Annotated in this window: 14 protein-coding genes; 6 read left to right on the forward strand and 8 right to left on the reverse strand. The window is 46.1% G+C overall.

Annotation, left to right across the window (positions count from 1 at the left end; all coding sequences use genetic code 11):
- Positions 1 to 4 precede the first annotated feature (4 nt).
- Entirely contained in the window at positions 5 to 571 is a 567-nt protein-coding gene (locus QUB04_RS25645) for a Uma2 family endonuclease (protein ID WP_333288740.1), read from the reverse strand.
- 222 nt (positions 572 to 793) lie between these two features.
- Positions 794 to 2,029 carry a VWA domain-containing protein gene (locus QUB04_RS25650; RefSeq protein ID WP_333288742.1) on the reverse strand — a complete coding sequence of 412 codons (1,236 nt, stop codon included), beginning with the start codon at positions 2,027 to 2,029 and terminating at the stop codon, positions 794 to 796.
- 72 nt (positions 2,030 to 2,101) lie between these two features.
- On the opposite strand from QUB04_RS25650, the gene QUB04_RS25655 reads away from it, so the two are divergent.
- The 3 genes from QUB04_RS25655 (at position 2,102) to QUB04_RS25665 (ending at position 4,369) form a co-directional block, all read left to right on the forward strand.
- A complete protein-coding gene (locus QUB04_RS25655; protein WP_333209298.1) occupies positions 2,102 to 2,761 on the forward strand; it encodes an ATP-dependent Clp protease proteolytic subunit in 660 nt (219 codons plus the stop codon).
- Positions 2,762 to 3,018: 257 nt separating this feature from the next.
- Positions 3,019 to 3,612 (forward strand): ATP-dependent Clp protease proteolytic subunit, encoded by a 594-nt coding sequence (locus QUB04_RS25660; protein WP_332983122.1) that lies wholly within the window; start codon positions 3,019 to 3,021, stop codon positions 3,610 to 3,612.
- Between the two features lie 130 nt (positions 3,613 to 3,742).
- The gene (locus tag QUB04_RS25665) at positions 3,743 to 4,369 is read left to right on the forward strand and encodes a J domain-containing protein (RefSeq protein ID WP_333288745.1); all 627 of its coding nucleotides are present in this window, start codon (positions 3,743 to 3,745) and stop codon (positions 4,367 to 4,369) included.
- Between the two features lie 56 nt (positions 4,370 to 4,425).
- Here QUB04_RS25665 and QUB04_RS25670 read toward each other — a convergent pair whose 3' ends face one another.
- The 4 genes from QUB04_RS25670 to QUB04_RS25685 all read right to left on the reverse strand — a co-directional run bounded on the left by QUB04_RS25670 (position 4,426) and on the right by QUB04_RS25685 (position 9,635).
- Positions 4,426 to 5,361, reverse strand: coding sequence for a serine/threonine-protein kinase (locus QUB04_RS25670; RefSeq protein ID WP_333288747.1), 936 nt, complete (start codon positions 5,359 to 5,361; stop codon positions 4,426 to 4,428).
- Positions 5,362 to 6,266: 905 nt separating this feature from the next.
- On the reverse strand, positions 6,267 to 6,998 hold the full coding sequence (locus QUB04_RS25675) for a DUF7873 family protein (RefSeq protein ID WP_333288749.1): 732 nt from the start codon (positions 6,996 to 6,998) through the stop codon (positions 6,267 to 6,269).
- 167 nt (positions 6,999 to 7,165) lie between these two features.
- Positions 7,166 to 8,119: a hypothetical protein gene (locus QUB04_RS25680; RefSeq protein ID WP_333288751.1), complete on the reverse strand. Its 954-nt coding sequence runs from the start codon at positions 8,117 to 8,119 to the stop codon at positions 7,166 to 7,168.
- A 10-nt stretch (positions 8,120 to 8,129) separates the two neighbouring features.
- The gene (locus tag QUB04_RS25685) at positions 8,130 to 9,635 is read right to left on the reverse strand and encodes an MBOAT family O-acyltransferase (RefSeq protein ID WP_333288753.1); all 1,506 of its coding nucleotides are present in this window, start codon (positions 9,633 to 9,635) and stop codon (positions 8,130 to 8,132) included.
- A 307-nt stretch (positions 9,636 to 9,942) separates the two neighbouring features.
- On the opposite strand from QUB04_RS25685, the gene QUB04_RS25690 reads away from it, so the two are divergent.
- Positions 9,943 to 10,197 carry a hypothetical protein gene (locus QUB04_RS25690; protein ID WP_333288755.1) on the forward strand — a complete coding sequence of 85 codons (255 nt, stop codon included), beginning with the start codon at positions 9,943 to 9,945 and terminating at the stop codon, positions 10,195 to 10,197.
- A 3-nt stretch (positions 10,198 to 10,200) separates the two neighbouring features.
- Here the strand turns inward: QUB04_RS25690 and QUB04_RS25695 are convergent, their stop codons facing one another.
- Positions 10,201 to 11,094: an EI24 domain-containing protein gene (locus QUB04_RS25695; protein WP_333288757.1), complete on the reverse strand. Its 894-nt coding sequence runs from the start codon at positions 11,092 to 11,094 to the stop codon at positions 10,201 to 10,203.
- 525 nt (positions 11,095 to 11,619) lie between these two features.
- On the opposite strand from QUB04_RS25695, the gene QUB04_RS25700 reads away from it, so the two are divergent.
- Positions 11,620 to 12,411 carry a 2-phosphosulfolactate phosphatase family protein gene (locus tag QUB04_RS25700; protein ID WP_333288759.1) on the forward strand — a complete coding sequence of 264 codons (792 nt, stop codon included), beginning with the start codon at positions 11,620 to 11,622 and terminating at the stop codon, positions 12,409 to 12,411.
- 352 nt (positions 12,412 to 12,763) lie between these two features.
- On the opposite strand, the gene QUB04_RS25705 is transcribed toward QUB04_RS25700, so the two are convergent.
- On the reverse strand, positions 12,764 to 14,149 hold the full coding sequence (locus tag QUB04_RS25705) for a lipid-A-disaccharide synthase-related protein (RefSeq protein WP_333288761.1): 1,386 nt from the start codon (positions 14,147 to 14,149) through the stop codon (positions 12,764 to 12,766).
- A gap of 235 nt (positions 14,150 to 14,384) precedes the next feature.
- Here QUB04_RS25705 and QUB04_RS25710 point away from each other — a divergent pair, with 235 nt between their 5' ends.
- Positions 14,385 to 14,948, forward strand: a complete 564-nt coding sequence (locus tag QUB04_RS25710) for a Uma2 family endonuclease (protein WP_333288763.1) — start codon at positions 14,385 to 14,387, stop codon at positions 14,946 to 14,948.
- Positions 14,949 to 15,041 lie beyond the last annotated feature (93 nt).

The raw sequence follows: 15,041 nt of genomic DNA on the forward strand, positions 1-15,041 counted from the left end.
AAATCTAAGCAAAAATTTGAGCAACAGAACAACTAAAACCAGGTAACAAAGGCGAAGTTAGTTCATCATGGCTCAACAGCGTAGCAATGAGCCTTAAACTTGCTTGTTCCCTGCGATAAACTTCTATTTGCTGCAACCGCCAATTCACAATCCAGTATTCCTGTACTCCTCGTACCGAATAGAGTCTGAGTTTCAAATCTCGATCGCGTCTTTCATTGTCTGCACCGAGGGACAATACTTCAACAACTAACTCAGGTGCGGCGGTTAAATGGCCGGCTTCGTCTAACAAGATAGCCAAGCGTTCATTGCTCGCCCAAACTACATCTGGAATGACGTTATCAGCGTCCGTAAAAATAAGACCCGGATTGATGGCTGCTCGTCCCAAACCAGTAGACATCGACCAAGTATCAAGGCACGAAAAAAATCTGCCACAAGTCTGTTGATGACCCCAATGCGGTGCTCTAGTCACAAATAACTCTCCATCAATAATTTCGTAACGATCGCCGTTATCGGGCAATAGTTCTAAATCTGCGGTAGTCCAGCGTACTTTATCAGATATTGTCTGGTTCATACAAGCACTCTTGATAGGTGATACAAACATTCTAAACGATCGAGCTTCTTGTCGCTCCACGGCTTGAAACAATCGGGCTACACTAACTCTCGCTTTTTGCAGGCTAGACTCATAATATTGAAACCCGCCTGGGTGCGGGTTTCGTTTTTGTAGAGGCGATTTAGCATCGCCAAATTGTCCGATCGCCCAATTTAAAATTATTTAAAATTTCAAATCGTGCGATTACTTCAAAATAGTTTTAGAAGCAATCCGAGTTTTCTTGCGATCGGCTTCACTCAATTGTTCGCCAGACTGCAAACGAGTAGCAGAAGTTTGCAGCACGGTTGCGGCACTTTTATCGCCCATTTGCAGAGCAGTTTTCGCCGCCGTTTGCAGCATTGTCGCCGCGCCGGCTCGATCGCCCTGTTGCAATCTAGTTTCTGCGAGTTGAGTTTGGCGGTATTTAGCCAAAGCTAAAATGTGCTGCTGCACCGTCGGGTTAAGTGCCGGCTGATAAACTTTTAGGACATTAGCGGAAAGTGCAACAGGATCGGAAAGCAAACCTTGACCGACACTCGGATCGTCGTAGCGAATTTGCAATTGCCCGATCGCCTGTGTACCTTCGGGCAACTGTCCAATATAAATATTAGCCAAAACTACTCGCTCTATATCCTTCATTAAATCTCCCAGGCGCACCATAAAACGATCGCCCTCTTGCTGTACCGGTAATTCGATCGTATCCGGGGCAACTTGGGCGATCGGTTTGAGTTCGGCTAACCGTACTTTTGGCATCAGTGAAAATAGCAAATAAGCATTAGTCAAACCTACACCTTGGATGCGAGTAAATAGTTTGCCAAACTCGTCAACCGCATCTTCGGGACGCTGAATGTGTGCCAGAGCACCGCCGCCTGCATCAGCAATCTTTTCCAAAATATCCTGATTCCAGTTATCGCCAAATCCCAGAGAATTTAAAGTCATGTTGTAGTCAGCAGCCAATTTAGCCAACTTCAAACAGCGGCTGTCGTCGCCGTGTTCATTTTCGCCGTCAGTCAGCAGAAATGCCTGAGATATAGCTTCTTTTTTGCCTTTGCCCAACTCTTCAATACCTAACTTAATGCCCTCATCAATTGCTGTGCCACCTGCCGATCGCAATTGCTCAATTTGCCGTTTAATGCTAGCGGGATCTCCCACAATTTGATTGGGGACGAGGACTTTGGCTTTGTGGTCGAAAGCCACCGCACAAAAGCGATCCCCGGGCTTCAACCTGTCGAGCAACCGTCCGGCGGCTTGTTTGACGGTTTCCAAGGGGCGTCCGCCCATCGAACCGCTGTGGTCGAGAATCAGGCACAGGTTTAAGGGTACGCTGGAGTCGATCGAGCTTGCCGTCGCAGACACCGAAATCGCTAGCTGGCGCTGCGTTGAGGGCGCGGCAGCGTCAAGGTTAGGGTCGTTTAAAACCGGGAGCAAACTAACTTTCATGCGGGATACCTAAAGATTGCGTTACTATTTCTTTAAGAATAGCTCCATCAGTTCAGGCAACATTTCGGTTATATGAACACACCAATTAAAGCTGTGCAATCGCCATACTACGGGGAAGGGAACTCTCGGACGCCACCTCCCGATTTGCCATCCCTGTTGCTGAAGGAGCGGATCGTTTATCTGGGGATGCCTCTGGTGCCTGCGGTAACAGAACTGATTATCGCTGAACTGTTGTTCTTGCAGTACGAAGACCCGGATAAGCCGATCAAAATCTACATCAACTCAACCGGCACTTCTGGTTACAGTGGCGAACCCGTCGGCTTTGAAACAGAAGCCTTCGCTATCTGCGATACGATCAGGTACATTAAGCCGCCTGTGCACACTATTTGCCTCGGTTCGGCAATGGGGATGTCTGCGATGCTGTTAGCGGCTGGTACAAAAGGCTTTCGGGCGAGTTTGCCCCACGCTTCGATTGTGTTGCACCAACCCAAGGCTTACACGCGGGGTCAAGCAAGCGACATTCAAATTCGGGCTAAGGAAGTGCTGGCAAATAAAGCGACGATGCTTGATATTTTTGCAAGCTGTACTGGCCAACCGATCGAAAAGATTACTAAAGATATGGATCGGTTGCTGTACATGACGCCTTATGAAGCTAAAGAATACGGTTTGATCGATCGCGTTCTTGAAAGTTCGGAAGAATTGCCGAAACCGCTGCCTGCTGGAGTCATCTAACTGGGAATCGGGAATGGGGAATCGGGAATCGGGAATGGGGAAGGGGGAATCGGCAATCGGGAATGGGGAATGAGTAAGAATTAAGGGTTAATGCCTAGTAGTTTCTACCCTGATTAGTTACTCAATAGTCTTTTTATTACTAACAATTCCCAATTACCAATGCCCGATGCCCAATGCCCAATGCCCGATGCCCGATGCCCAATGCCCGATGCCCAATTGCCCGATCACCAATTACCAACTAAACGGAGTTCCGAATTATGCCTATAGGTGTGCCAAAAGTTCCCTACAAAATGCCGGGTGGTTATGATACTCAGTGGATTAATATCTACGATCGCCTCTACCGGGAACGAATTATTTTCTTGGGCAGGGACATTGACGATGAAATTGCCAATCAAATCATCGCTGTGATGCTCTATCTTGATTCGGAAGATTCAGGTAAGGATATTATTTTGTACATCAATTCCCCAGGCGGAATGGTGTCGGCAGGCATGGCTATTTTTGATACCATGCAGCACATTAAATCGGACGTGGTGACGATTTGTGTGGGCTTGGCTGCTTCGATGGGTTCTTTCCTGTTAGCTGCCGGTGCGAAAGGAAAACGGTTAGCTTTGCCTCACTCGCGAATCATGATTCACCAGCCTTCTGGGGGCACGCGGGGACAAGCAACGGATATTCAGATTGAGGCGAAAGAGATTCTGCGGCTGCGCCACGAACTCAATAATATCTATGCTAAGAATACTGGCAAGCCGATCGAGAAAATCGAGAAGGACATGGATCGCGACTATTTCATGTCCGCTGAGGAAGCCAGAGAATACGGCTTGATTGACAGAGTGATCGAAGATCGTCCGTAAGTTATTTTTGCGCCACCGTAGTGCGGGCAACCCTCGCACTACAACCTAGTTCGCAGTAAATTTTGGCAGAATCTTTACATTTAAGGATTCTGCCATATTTAATGGAATTATCAACGCTCATTCATGCTAAATGGATATTGCAGATTATTACCGACAGTTAGGACTGAGGTCTGGCGCGAGTTTATCGCAAGTTAAGGCCTCTTATCGGAAGTTAGCGAGACAGTATCACCCCGATGTGAATCCGGGAAACGAACAGGCTAAAAATAAGTTTATTGCTATTACTGAGGCTTATAAGTTCCTGGTGAAAATTGCCCCCCCCGATGTTGCGGAGTCGAAAGTTGCCAATTCAACTGTGCCGCCTACTTGGACACCGCCGGATCGGGGGGTGAAAGCTCAACCGCAAGCAGTTAAGGTGACTCGAAAAGAGGCCGCGGTTCAATCTCATGCGGATCTGTCGGCGGTGGAACAAAAGTTAAAGCAAGATGCTTATTTTGAGTTGCAGCAGTTGCTGAAATATCAGAGGTTCCCGCGGGCGATCGCCTTGATTGAGGGTTTGGCCCAGCGGGTTCCCGAAGATTTGGAGGTGCGTCAGTGGCAGGCGATCGCCTATCAGCGCTGGGGACGACATTTGATCGGAGAAAAGCAGGTTGATAAGGCGAGAATTTATTTGAAAAAGGCTGTGAAAACTGACCCTCACAATCGGGCTTTGTGGGCGGAAGTTGAGCGGGATTTTCGCAGGTTGGAACAGATTTATTGATTGGGGAATGGGGAATGGGGCATTGGCCCGCGCAGGGCATTGAGGATTGGGAATTATTAGTTGGGTTCTAGGGAGGCCATCAAAAGCTCTATATTTTTGAGTTTTTCTAAAATAACTTGGGTATTTTCAGGCCGGTTTTCTGGTAGCGGTTCTATCAATTCGTCGATCGACTCTAGGAGTAACGGGTCAATATCTACAGCCTGGTTCCTCCAATTAATTTTACCAGTTTTTCCATTAACGGGAAAGTCGATCGGCTGTATGCCTGTTAATAAATGTACAAAAGTACGTCCCAGGGCAAAAAAGTCCGATCGCACGCCTGCTTTACCTAGAATTTGTTCCGGTGCGGCGTATCCCGCAGAACCTATGGGTGCGGTCTCTATCTCTGCTTCTGTGGCGGCGCCGAAGTCAATTAATCTCAATTTCCCATTGGCTTCAACCATCAGGTTGGATGGCTTAATATCCCGATGCACTACATGATATTTGTGGATTTCCTGCAAAATATTGCTCATTTGTTGCAGCCAATCAAGAGCGAGATTTTGAGAAACGTACTGTTTTTTATTTAATAATTCTGCCAAGTTTTCTCCGGTAATTTTTTCCATCACCAAACAAGACAATTTCTGGAAATTATTGGGGAGTTTAATTTGGAAATAACCGTCAGGTTCGACTTGGGGAACTGAGCCCTTTCCGGCCAGCCAAATCAAAACTCGCGCTTCTTGCTTGAACACGCGAACTAAATCGGGATTGTGTGTGTGTTTCAAGACTTTTAAAATTTTGACAGTGCCCCATTCGTTTTCCCCGGTTCCCAAGTCTTCAACTTCAAAGATGTCTGTGGGGCGTGCGGGATTGGGCGATCGCACTGGTTTAAGGATACGATAGCGATCGCCAATTAACAAATCCGTGCCACAAGCCTGACAATTTTGAGCAGCAGCAGGATTTTCACGTTGTTCGCATTGAGGATTGATGCAGTAAATCATCGGCCTTGATACGTCCACGACTGACGGATTTAACAAATTGATTTAATTATTAGCATAAAACCCAGCAGTTCTGACCTTACTACTGGGTTTATATTTACCGCCCATTTACGCACGCTATCACATTTAAGTCAAGGATTTAAGATTAATAGCATCGCGCTCTACCGATTGAGCTACCCCCCTGCGTTTGGTAGAGGGGGCTGGATATGAGCCAGCAACCTCGATGATGTTATTTTTTCCTGACATTCGTTTTTGCGATCGGCGGTGAATGCTGAGTTTAGAGTATTGACACTCCCCAACCTAAAGGTGTGGGGATTCTTAATTCAGCGACTGACCTTTAAGTGCTACGTCCTTGCGGCAATACTCAGACCTTTTAACCGTAGAAATCCTACCCATTAACGAGCCTGATTCGCAGTCACCCGCCTAGGGTCTATCTCCAAAAGCGTACTAGGATATTGACAAGCGAGTTCGGGTATGCCCTACCCTACCTAACAAAAAGTGAATTGTTTGTTTTTCTGGTTATGAGGCTGTATTAAGACCCTAGCTGTATGGCGAGTTTTCGCCGCTCTTTGTCCCCCGGTTTACGCCTAAAAGTGTGTCTGAGTCCCTGTTTCACGAGGGCGTTGCGAGTTTAACCTTGACTTTTATAGTCAACCACAAAAACCAGCAATTCCCTAAATTTTTGGAATGGGTTTAAGAAATTCAAGCCGTCCTAGAAGGACGGGGTTTTAAACCCAATTTCCCGATAACTTGCTGTTGAATTTGTACGCAATGCTGCCTCTGCCAATTGGGCTACCCCCCTATTTTGGGTAGAAGGGACAGGACTCGAACCTGCACTATTACATTTGTACGGTTTAAGTTGAAGTTTTAGATTAAACTTGTACTCTGTTTATATCTTAAACCATAACTATCAAAAAAGCAAGCAATCAGCGGAAAATAAACTGGAAAATTCGCTCTCCCACTCTCTGTTCCTCAACTTCAGAATTGTTAGCTTCTTCGCGGGCGAACATAACAGCTTGCTGCAAGATTTCCACCCTTTGCAGCAACTCATTGATCCGCCGCGCCAGCATTGCTCCAGAAAACTTGACAGTCCGCCAATAGCCGATCGTAATATCTTCGTAATAAACATCGACTTGCGCCGGGTGGTGTTCGGTAGCTTCAGCTTTAACGTGATTGCGCGGAGTTTTAAAAGTCTTGAGAGTTTGCACCGGTTCTGTTGCCCAACAGTCTGCCGAAGCATCAAAGTTCCACGTCTCGGAAGCATCTAAGACTGGAAGTTTTTTGATGAATGCTTGCAAATCTGCTAACTGCTTTTCAATGAATAGCAAATAGCTGACGGGAACTTGACTCAAAATCACGTTTCCGTCTACAGTTACGTCAGCACGAGCCCTACAATTTGTCCAATCTTTGGTTGCGGTTACGTCAAAGAGTTTGGTCAAAACTTCAGTCGTTTTGCGGATAATCTCTTCTGCTTTGACTTCAACTTTTTTGGACTCTGGCGGCAGTTGTTCGCCTTCTTCGTCTTTGGGGCGGTAAGTACGGGAGATTCCAGAAAGCACAGCGGGCTTCGGGAGTGCTTTTTGAGCTTCTGCGAGTTCTTGGAGGGATCGGCTTTTGATGCCTTTTTCGATCGCAATAATCTGATTTAAGCGTGCCATTGTTCGATTTTATTGACGCTGAACTCATATCAAGCCGGGTTAATACTGATAATCGAATTGTTTGTCCTGTGGCTTTTAGGGCTTTGAGGACTCTCCCTCCTCAGTACCAACCTCGCGATCTTGAACCAAACTTGCTCATTATGTAGTATGGCACACTTCAAAATAAATTACAAGCTTTCTTTTCTAGGCGCGGTGGCAAGAGATCCCGTCGCTACCGTGCTCAGCAATTTATCCCTCAAAAACTCGGCAAAATCTCTAGCGTCGCTGCGGATCAAGTGGATGCCATCATTGGTACGCCATTCTCGCTCTTTCGGGGGCGGCAGCCACTCAAAACGATCGGACGGAAACAGCTTTTTAGCCAAGTCTTGGACTTGTTTTATCCTGATTGCAGCGTTAACTCGTGACTCTTGCGGTATGTCAAATAAAACTACTTTAGCCCCGGTATTTTTTTTGATTTCGGCGATTTGACTTTTAATAAACTCAGCTTCTTTTTTTATAGCTTCTGCATCTTTTTCAGACAAAGGTTGACTTTGAATATGAACTACCGTTTGGATAGCTTTTTGGGATAAGTCGGGAGTAAGATATCGACCTTCTAATCTGTCTAGAGCCTCTCGCGTCACGGTTTGATTCGGCTTCGAGCGACTTTTAAAAAAATCCACAAAAATGCTAATCGGACGGTATTCCTCTCTCATCATCGGTAGATACTGGCGTAACCAATAAAAAAGAGGATGATACAAAGAATCCATTAATTCTGGATCTATTTTCCGAACAATAGTATCGTTAATTTCCACCAAAACAATAGGAGGCTTGCTTTTACTTCTTTTAACTATTTCTAAACCTGTTTGGCTCGCTCCTCCCCCCAAAGCTATGCTTTTTACGCCCTCTCCAATGTCTTTAATATTAAGGTTGGCAGCTAGAGAACTACCTACCATTACCATTTTCAGATCGGAATCATCCTGATATATATACCTTTGAGCTCTGACAATATTATTTTGAAGCAGGCTAACTCCGTCAGAAGCTGGCAAAACTCCGCCGCTGACAAGCGCTTGATAAAAACTCATTATAAACAGAAAAATTAGTACCGGGCGCAAAATCGGTCGCAACGGGAATTTGACAAACATAGAACACCTTCTAGAATTGGAAATAAATAAATTGTTTCGAGCTGCCACTGTTGAGGAATATCATTGCTAGCATAATTCCTAAAGCTAAATCTTGATAAAGGCTCCAGACTTTTTGGCCGTTTTTATTTGAATCCTGTTTCATCCGATTTTGCCAAGTGGGGAAATGGGGAAGGTGATAAATCACTACTGGTAGGGAAAAAATTAGCGTCGGAATAATGTTAGTCCAACCGGGCTTGACTTTATAGTTGCGAACTAAAGTAACTGCGAAGTCAACCGCTTCTTCAAATCGTGGCAGTTTGAAAAGCAGCCATCCCACGGAAACAAAAGAGAAAATTCCTACAACGCTAAGGCTGTCCAATAATAATTGCTGCCAGATTGGTTTGGTTTTTACTTGATTTGGTTCTGGCAATTTGTTTTTGGATTTGTCGAACCCAAAAAAGCGTTCTACTGCTAAACCTAATCCGTGATAAATTCCCCACACTGCATAACTCCAAGCAGCCCCATGCCATAATCCTCCTAAAGTCATTACTATCATTAAGTTAACATAAGTTCGGATTTTTCCCTTGCGGTTTCCGCCGAGGGGAAAGTATAGATAATCTCGGAGCCAAGTTGAGAGGGAAATGTGCCACCTTCTCCAGAATTCGGAGAGGGAACGCGAGATGTAGGGAAAGTCGAAGTTGTCTGGAATTTTGTAGCCCAAAGCGGCTGCAAAACCGATCGCAATTAAGGAATAACCGGCAAAATCGGCGAAAATTTGTATTGAGTAGCCAAACAGCAGTGTCAGGTTGGTAAGAGTTCCAAGTCCTTGGTAGTAGGGAAAGCTGATCCAGAAGGTATAGTCTTTTAAGTTGTCGGCGATGACCATTTTTAGGAAGTACCCAACAACGAGCGAGCGAAAAATGAAATTCCAAGGAATATCTTTAAAGTATTTAGGAACAATCTGCGGATAAAAAGTCTTGGATTTTAAAATCGGGCCTGACAGTAAATTGGGGAAAAAGCTAATAAAAAATGAAGTATTTAGCAGGTGTTGGCTAAAGTTGGGCGAGACGTAAGCGTTTGATTCTGTTTCGCTTTTGTTTTTTTGAGTCAGTACGTCTACGATTAAACTTATGCCTTCAAAGGTGTAGAAAGAAATGCCGATAGGCAGAGGCAATTTTAAGAATAAATAGGCAATGCTGCCTTCGGAGCGAGCAATATTAAAAACATCGGTAACAAAGTTAGTTAGCAAACCGGCGTATTTAAACAAGCTCAAGATTAATACATTGAGAACGACTCCCGATAAAGCCCAAAAAAATCGCTGTTTCTTGTCAGAAATTCGGGCAACTTGAAAGCTGACTGTAGCGTTGATAATAATGGACAGTAGCAGGATCAGCAACAGTGCGGGGGCGCTCCAACTGTAAAAAATAAAGCTGGCAATTATCAGGATGGGAACCTGCAATTTTTGCAACGGAGGGAAATAATATATGGCGAAAACAATCGCAAAAAATACTAAAAATTCAATACTGTTAAATAACATAATTTGTGATTTCGCTCTTTTACGTAGCCTGTGACCCACTATATCAAGCGCCTGGGACTAATGGCAAGAGTGGCCCAGAACCCGATCGCGATCGCGCATCCTACCAAAGTGTAGCAAATATCACTCTTTATTAGCGCTGCGACTACCTCGGGAGATAGATGCGGAAATCCCTCTCAGGGCGCGTTGTCATATCGGGAAACATTTCTTAACATATAGATAACAAAGGGAATCCGAGGAGACACCAAAAATCCTTAAGCCCTTGGGGTGCCCCCGTTAATCATACTTTTCGCAAACAAGGGCTAAATCAATGAACAAGCAGCAAAACTCCGAAGTTTCAGCATTTTTGCCCATGCTCCAAAAAGGCATTTGGCTGTTTGGGATTCTCTCTTGGATATTCGGGCTGACAGATAGAACTATTGCACTATTATCTGACGGATATTTGTCGGCGATCGATATTGTCCAGCTATTTACAGCATCCTTTTTCTTCATTAGCTGGCTGTTGTTAAGCCCGTTTTGGGGTATTAACTCCCAGAGTCAGCCGAAGGAAGAAGCATCTCCCTAGTTTTTAAGTTGTAATGTTAGTTTCTCGATCGATACTTCTCTCTTCTGGGGCAAAGCGGGTCGGCCAAATGCGATCGCAAAAAAACAAAGTTCCCGCCGTCACGCACAGCGGAATCGCCAACAGATTCAACAGCGGAATGCTCACCAAACCCAAACAAACCAAACCAAAACTCCCGCTGGCCGGCAAACTCGCCCAAATTATCTCCAACTTCTCCTGAAAAGGTCGCCTCCGTCTCTCCAAAGGTGCATCTAAAAAGTCCAAACAGACAATAGTCGCGCCCAAAGCTACGCCACCCAGAGTGCTAAGAATAGAGCCGACACCAGGGATAAAATTTAGCAGCAGCAGGGGTATACCGACGCTCAACAAAATTTGTAGTTTTCGCAGTTCAAAGGCGATCGCCCTTTGAATATCCCCAAAACTATTCGCCAAATTCATTGGTGCTTCTGCGGGCAATTGACCGTTCCGCAGCAGTTCCAATTGTTCGGAAAGTTTGCCGTACCAGGGCGAACCTAAAATCACGCCAAACTGCACTAACAAAAATCCAATTATCAGCAAAAGTCCTGACACTAGGAGTACACGCAGCAGCCAGCCGAAAGCGACTGTTAACCCGCCGAGAAAGCTCAGCCAAGCGGGAAAACTCGCAATTAGAGCGTTAAATCGGACGGATAAATCGGCAACTAAAACGTCTATCCCTGCCAAACTGGGAAATAGCAAGCTTAAATAAAGACCAATACCAATTATAAAATTTAGCACCACGGGAACTAATACATAAGTCCACAGCTTGGGAGTTTGCAAAATCAGCGTGAAAGCTCGCAAAGGATAGGTGAAGCCTGCCAGGAGTCGAATTGGTGCGGTAATGGCGGCGTGGGCGGGGTTTGAATTTAGCTGTTTTGACATATTAGGGGTGAAAGCGTCACTTTCTATTATTATCAGAAAACTGGGTTTAAAACCTTGTCCTTTTAGGACGGCTTTAATTTCTTAAATCTATTCCAAAAAATCAGGGAATTACTGGTTTGTTGTGCTACACTGTAAAAGTCGAGGTTAAATTCCTTCGCCATCGTGAAACAGGACTCAGACACACTTTTAGGCGTAAACCGGGGGACAAAGAGCGGCGAACACTCTCTAAACAGCTAGGGGATTAATACATCCTCGTTACCAGAAAACAAAGAACTTTTTCATTTGTTAGGTAGGGTAGGGCATACCCGAACTCTAGGTTCAGTATCCTAGTACGCTTTTGGAGACAGACCCAAAGAGGGTGTTGTGAATTAGGCTTGTCAATTGGTAGTATTTTCTACGGTTGAAAGGTTTAAGAATTGCCGCAAGGACATGGCGCTTAAAGGTTAGTCGATGAATTAAGAATCCCCACGCCTTTAGGCCCAGGAGTGTCAATGCTGATGAGGATTTATTGCAGGTAGCCCAACAGTGAAGCTTTTTATTTACCATACCCCGGAACTTACGCCAGCCGACAAAATGCCGGCTTGCGCGATCGCAGTTGATGTGCTGCGGGCGACTACGACAATGGCAACAGCCCTGAATAATGGGGCGGAAGCTGTCCAAGTTTTCAGCGACTTAGATAAGCTGATGGCCGAGAGCGAAAAATGGCCTGCAGATAAGCGGATTCGTGCCGGAGAGCGCGGCGGCGGCAAAGTTGACGGATTTGACATGGGGAATTCTCCCTTCGACTGCACGCCAGAAAAGGTGACTGGGAAGCGAATTTTTATCAGCACAACTAACGGTACTCGGGCTCTGCAGCGAGTGCAAGCTGCTGCAACGGTGTTAACGGCGGCTTTGATTAACCGCAAATCTGTGGTGCAGTTTTTGTTGAATAAACAGCCGGAAACTATTTGGATTGTGGGTTCTGGTTGGGAAGGGAGTTATTCGTTGGAAGATACGGTTTGTGCTGGTGCGATCGCCCAAAGTCTCCTGGCAGAAAGCGGTATTCCTGCGAGCGATTTTGCTGGTAACGATGAAGTATTTGCGGCTATTGCTCTTTATTTGCACTGGCAAGATAGGTTGCACGAATTGTTGGAAAGGGCCAGCCACGGCCAGCGCCTCCTCGGTTTAGGTGTTATTGAAGATTTAAAATATTGCGCGCAAACGGATACTTTAGATGTGCTGCCGATGCAGCGAGAACCGGGAGTTTTGGTTAAGTCGGATTTTAAAATTCCTCAAGCTAATTTCTGGGCTCAATCTTCGGAAAAAACGGCGAATTAAATTTTCCTGCCAGAGGTGTATTAGTAAGGTGCGCGGCCGAGCACACCCTACTCGAACAACCACAATAAAATTGGTTGGCAGCATCGGAATGCAAGTCTTCATAAAAATCAGAGGACTTGCATTCCTCACTACAGAAAACGGAAGTTAGTAGTTATATCATGTCCGGTCGATTACCCGGATTCCTGTAGGGGCCCGTGAGCCAATAATATTTCCCAAAAACGGACAATCTCACAAACCCGCCCCGGCTTATGTATTATGGGCGCTCCATCGGACATGATATTAGCGAACAAGATTTTTTTTAAAGAAAGTAGAATTAAACATACTTGGTAGGGGCATAACTAATGTTGTCTCCCTAGTGTATGGTCGGCAATTGAGAATTGCTGCATTCACCGCCGAACCGCTGAATTAAACACTCGGCAATTCTTGCTGCTGCACCGGGTTCTCCCATGCGCCGCCAGCCATTTTCAGCGATTAGCTGCAATCTGTCGGGGTTGCGGAGCAAAGACTGCACGGCGCCGGCAACTTCGGCGGGATGTTTGACTAAAATTAATGACGGGCCTAACAGGCGACTTTGAGCTTCTGCAAAAGCTGGAGTAAATTGCGGGCCGTTTCCGGGAATGGCGATCGCGGGTTTTCCTAAACCTACAAACTGTTCTGTAGCTGTTCCGGCCATTGCTATTGCTAAATCGGCTTCGTACAAACAATCGTTAAAACTTTGCTGAGTCAAAATCATCGTGGCGTTTCTCTGTACAAATGTCAATGGCAATAGCAAATTAGGAGAGTCTTTCCGAATTTCTTGAGCGCTAGAAACAGGAGGTCGCAAAATACTTCCTTCAGGCCGCTGCGTTCTAGTTTCCCCGTCTTGTCGCCAGCCGAAAAATTCTAAACTAGGTCGCAAAGCTTCTAAGTTTAACTCTGGAGAAATGGCTCCGAAAAATAACAATTTCCGATCGGCAAACAGGGATAAAATTCCGGCTACAGCCTCTACTATTAGCAGCCAATTAGCATAGGCTTCCGGCGCTCTAGAACCGGGGAGTAAGGTGATGATGAGCGATCGCTCCATTTCCCGAAACTCTGCGTCAGGGCCGTAAAAACCGGCGGGGTTTTCCGGTTCGAGTCCGTCCATCATCGGATTTCCGAGATCGTAAGCGGGAATTCCCAGCTTTTGTAAAGTCTCGGCGGTCAGCGCGTCCCTGGCAAAAACGGCTCGACAGCGCGATCGAGTCATCAACCAGCGCTCCCAAGGCAAATAAACCGATCGCGACCAATTCCACCCACCAAAGACCCTGGATTTGCGAGCCAGAGGCCCGTCCTCGTCCCGCAAATAATACTCGGACTTGGCAGTACCGACAAAGGCATAGGGCGCGCCGCTGAGCCAAGCAAACAGCAGCGGTACAATATCCCCGCAGGCTAAAATAACGCCGTCTTGATTCCCAGACTGTTGTTGGGTCCGCACCCAAGCGCGGATGGCTTTAAACTGAGCGATTGTCAACTGAAGCAGGCCGCCTTTGACATCGCGCAAAAATTCCCTTCTGTCCATGTAAATAAAGCCGCCCGAAGGCATCCGCTGCACCGGGCCGATGATGCGGGCGTTTTCTAGTTGAGCGAAAGCTTGCCCTTCGCCCACTAGCGGAAACACGGCTAATTCTGGGGGATGCGGGTGCTGTTGCAGTTCCTGCAAGATGCGAAGGGCGATCGCGTCTTCTCCGTGGCCGTTACTGAGGCAAAGTAATTTCAATCCCAACTCTCTCAAAAACTGTCTCTCATATTATCGGGCATTGGGCATCGGGCATGGGGTATGGGGTATGGGGCATGGGGCATGGGGCATTGGGCATGGGGCATGGGGCATTGGGCATACCTCACCACGCTTGAGAACTACTATATAGCGGAAAAAATGAAGTAAGTAGACCCGCACGAGTCCGGGACTTTTGGGTAAAATAGCAGATGAAACTCTATTTTATAGGTAAAATCCGATGGTACAAACCCTGCCAAAATCTTTGACTCTCCAAGAGTTTCTGAAGTTGCCAGAAACCAAACCAGCCAGCGAGTACATTGACGGTGAAGTTATTCAAAAACCGATGCCTCAAGGAGAACATAGTGTCATTCAAGGCGAGTTGACAAGTGCTGCTAATGCTACTCTCAAACCTCAAAAGGTGGCGCGAGCATTTCCAGAACTACGGTGCATTTGTGGCGGTCGAGCGATCGTTCCAGACGTGACTGTATTCACTTGGGAGCGCATTCCCCGTAAAGAAAATGGTGGTGTGGCCAATGTGTTTGCGATCGCCCCGGATTGGACAATTGAAATCCTCTCTCCCGACCAAAGCCAAACTAAAGTTACTAAAAATATTTTACATTGTCTCAAACACGGAACTCAAATGGGTTGGTTAATCGATCCAGAGGAGCGATCGGTTTTTGTATATCGGCCGACTCAATCAACGGAGGTGTTTGACGAACCGGAACAGTTATTGCCCATGCCATCTTTTGCCAGGGAATTGCAACTGACAGTAGGAGAATTATTTGGTTGGCTATTAGAGTGAAACAACAGAATATTAGAGTAGAAGAGTATAGCCTTTGTCAGAAAGATGAGGTACCAGACTTGTATAGGGCATTGGGCATTGGGCATTGGGCAT

It is taken from the genome of Microcoleus sp. D2_18a_B4 (assembly GCF_036702475.1).
GTDB lineage: Bacteria > Cyanobacteriota > Cyanobacteriia > Cyanobacteriales > Microcoleaceae > Microcoleus.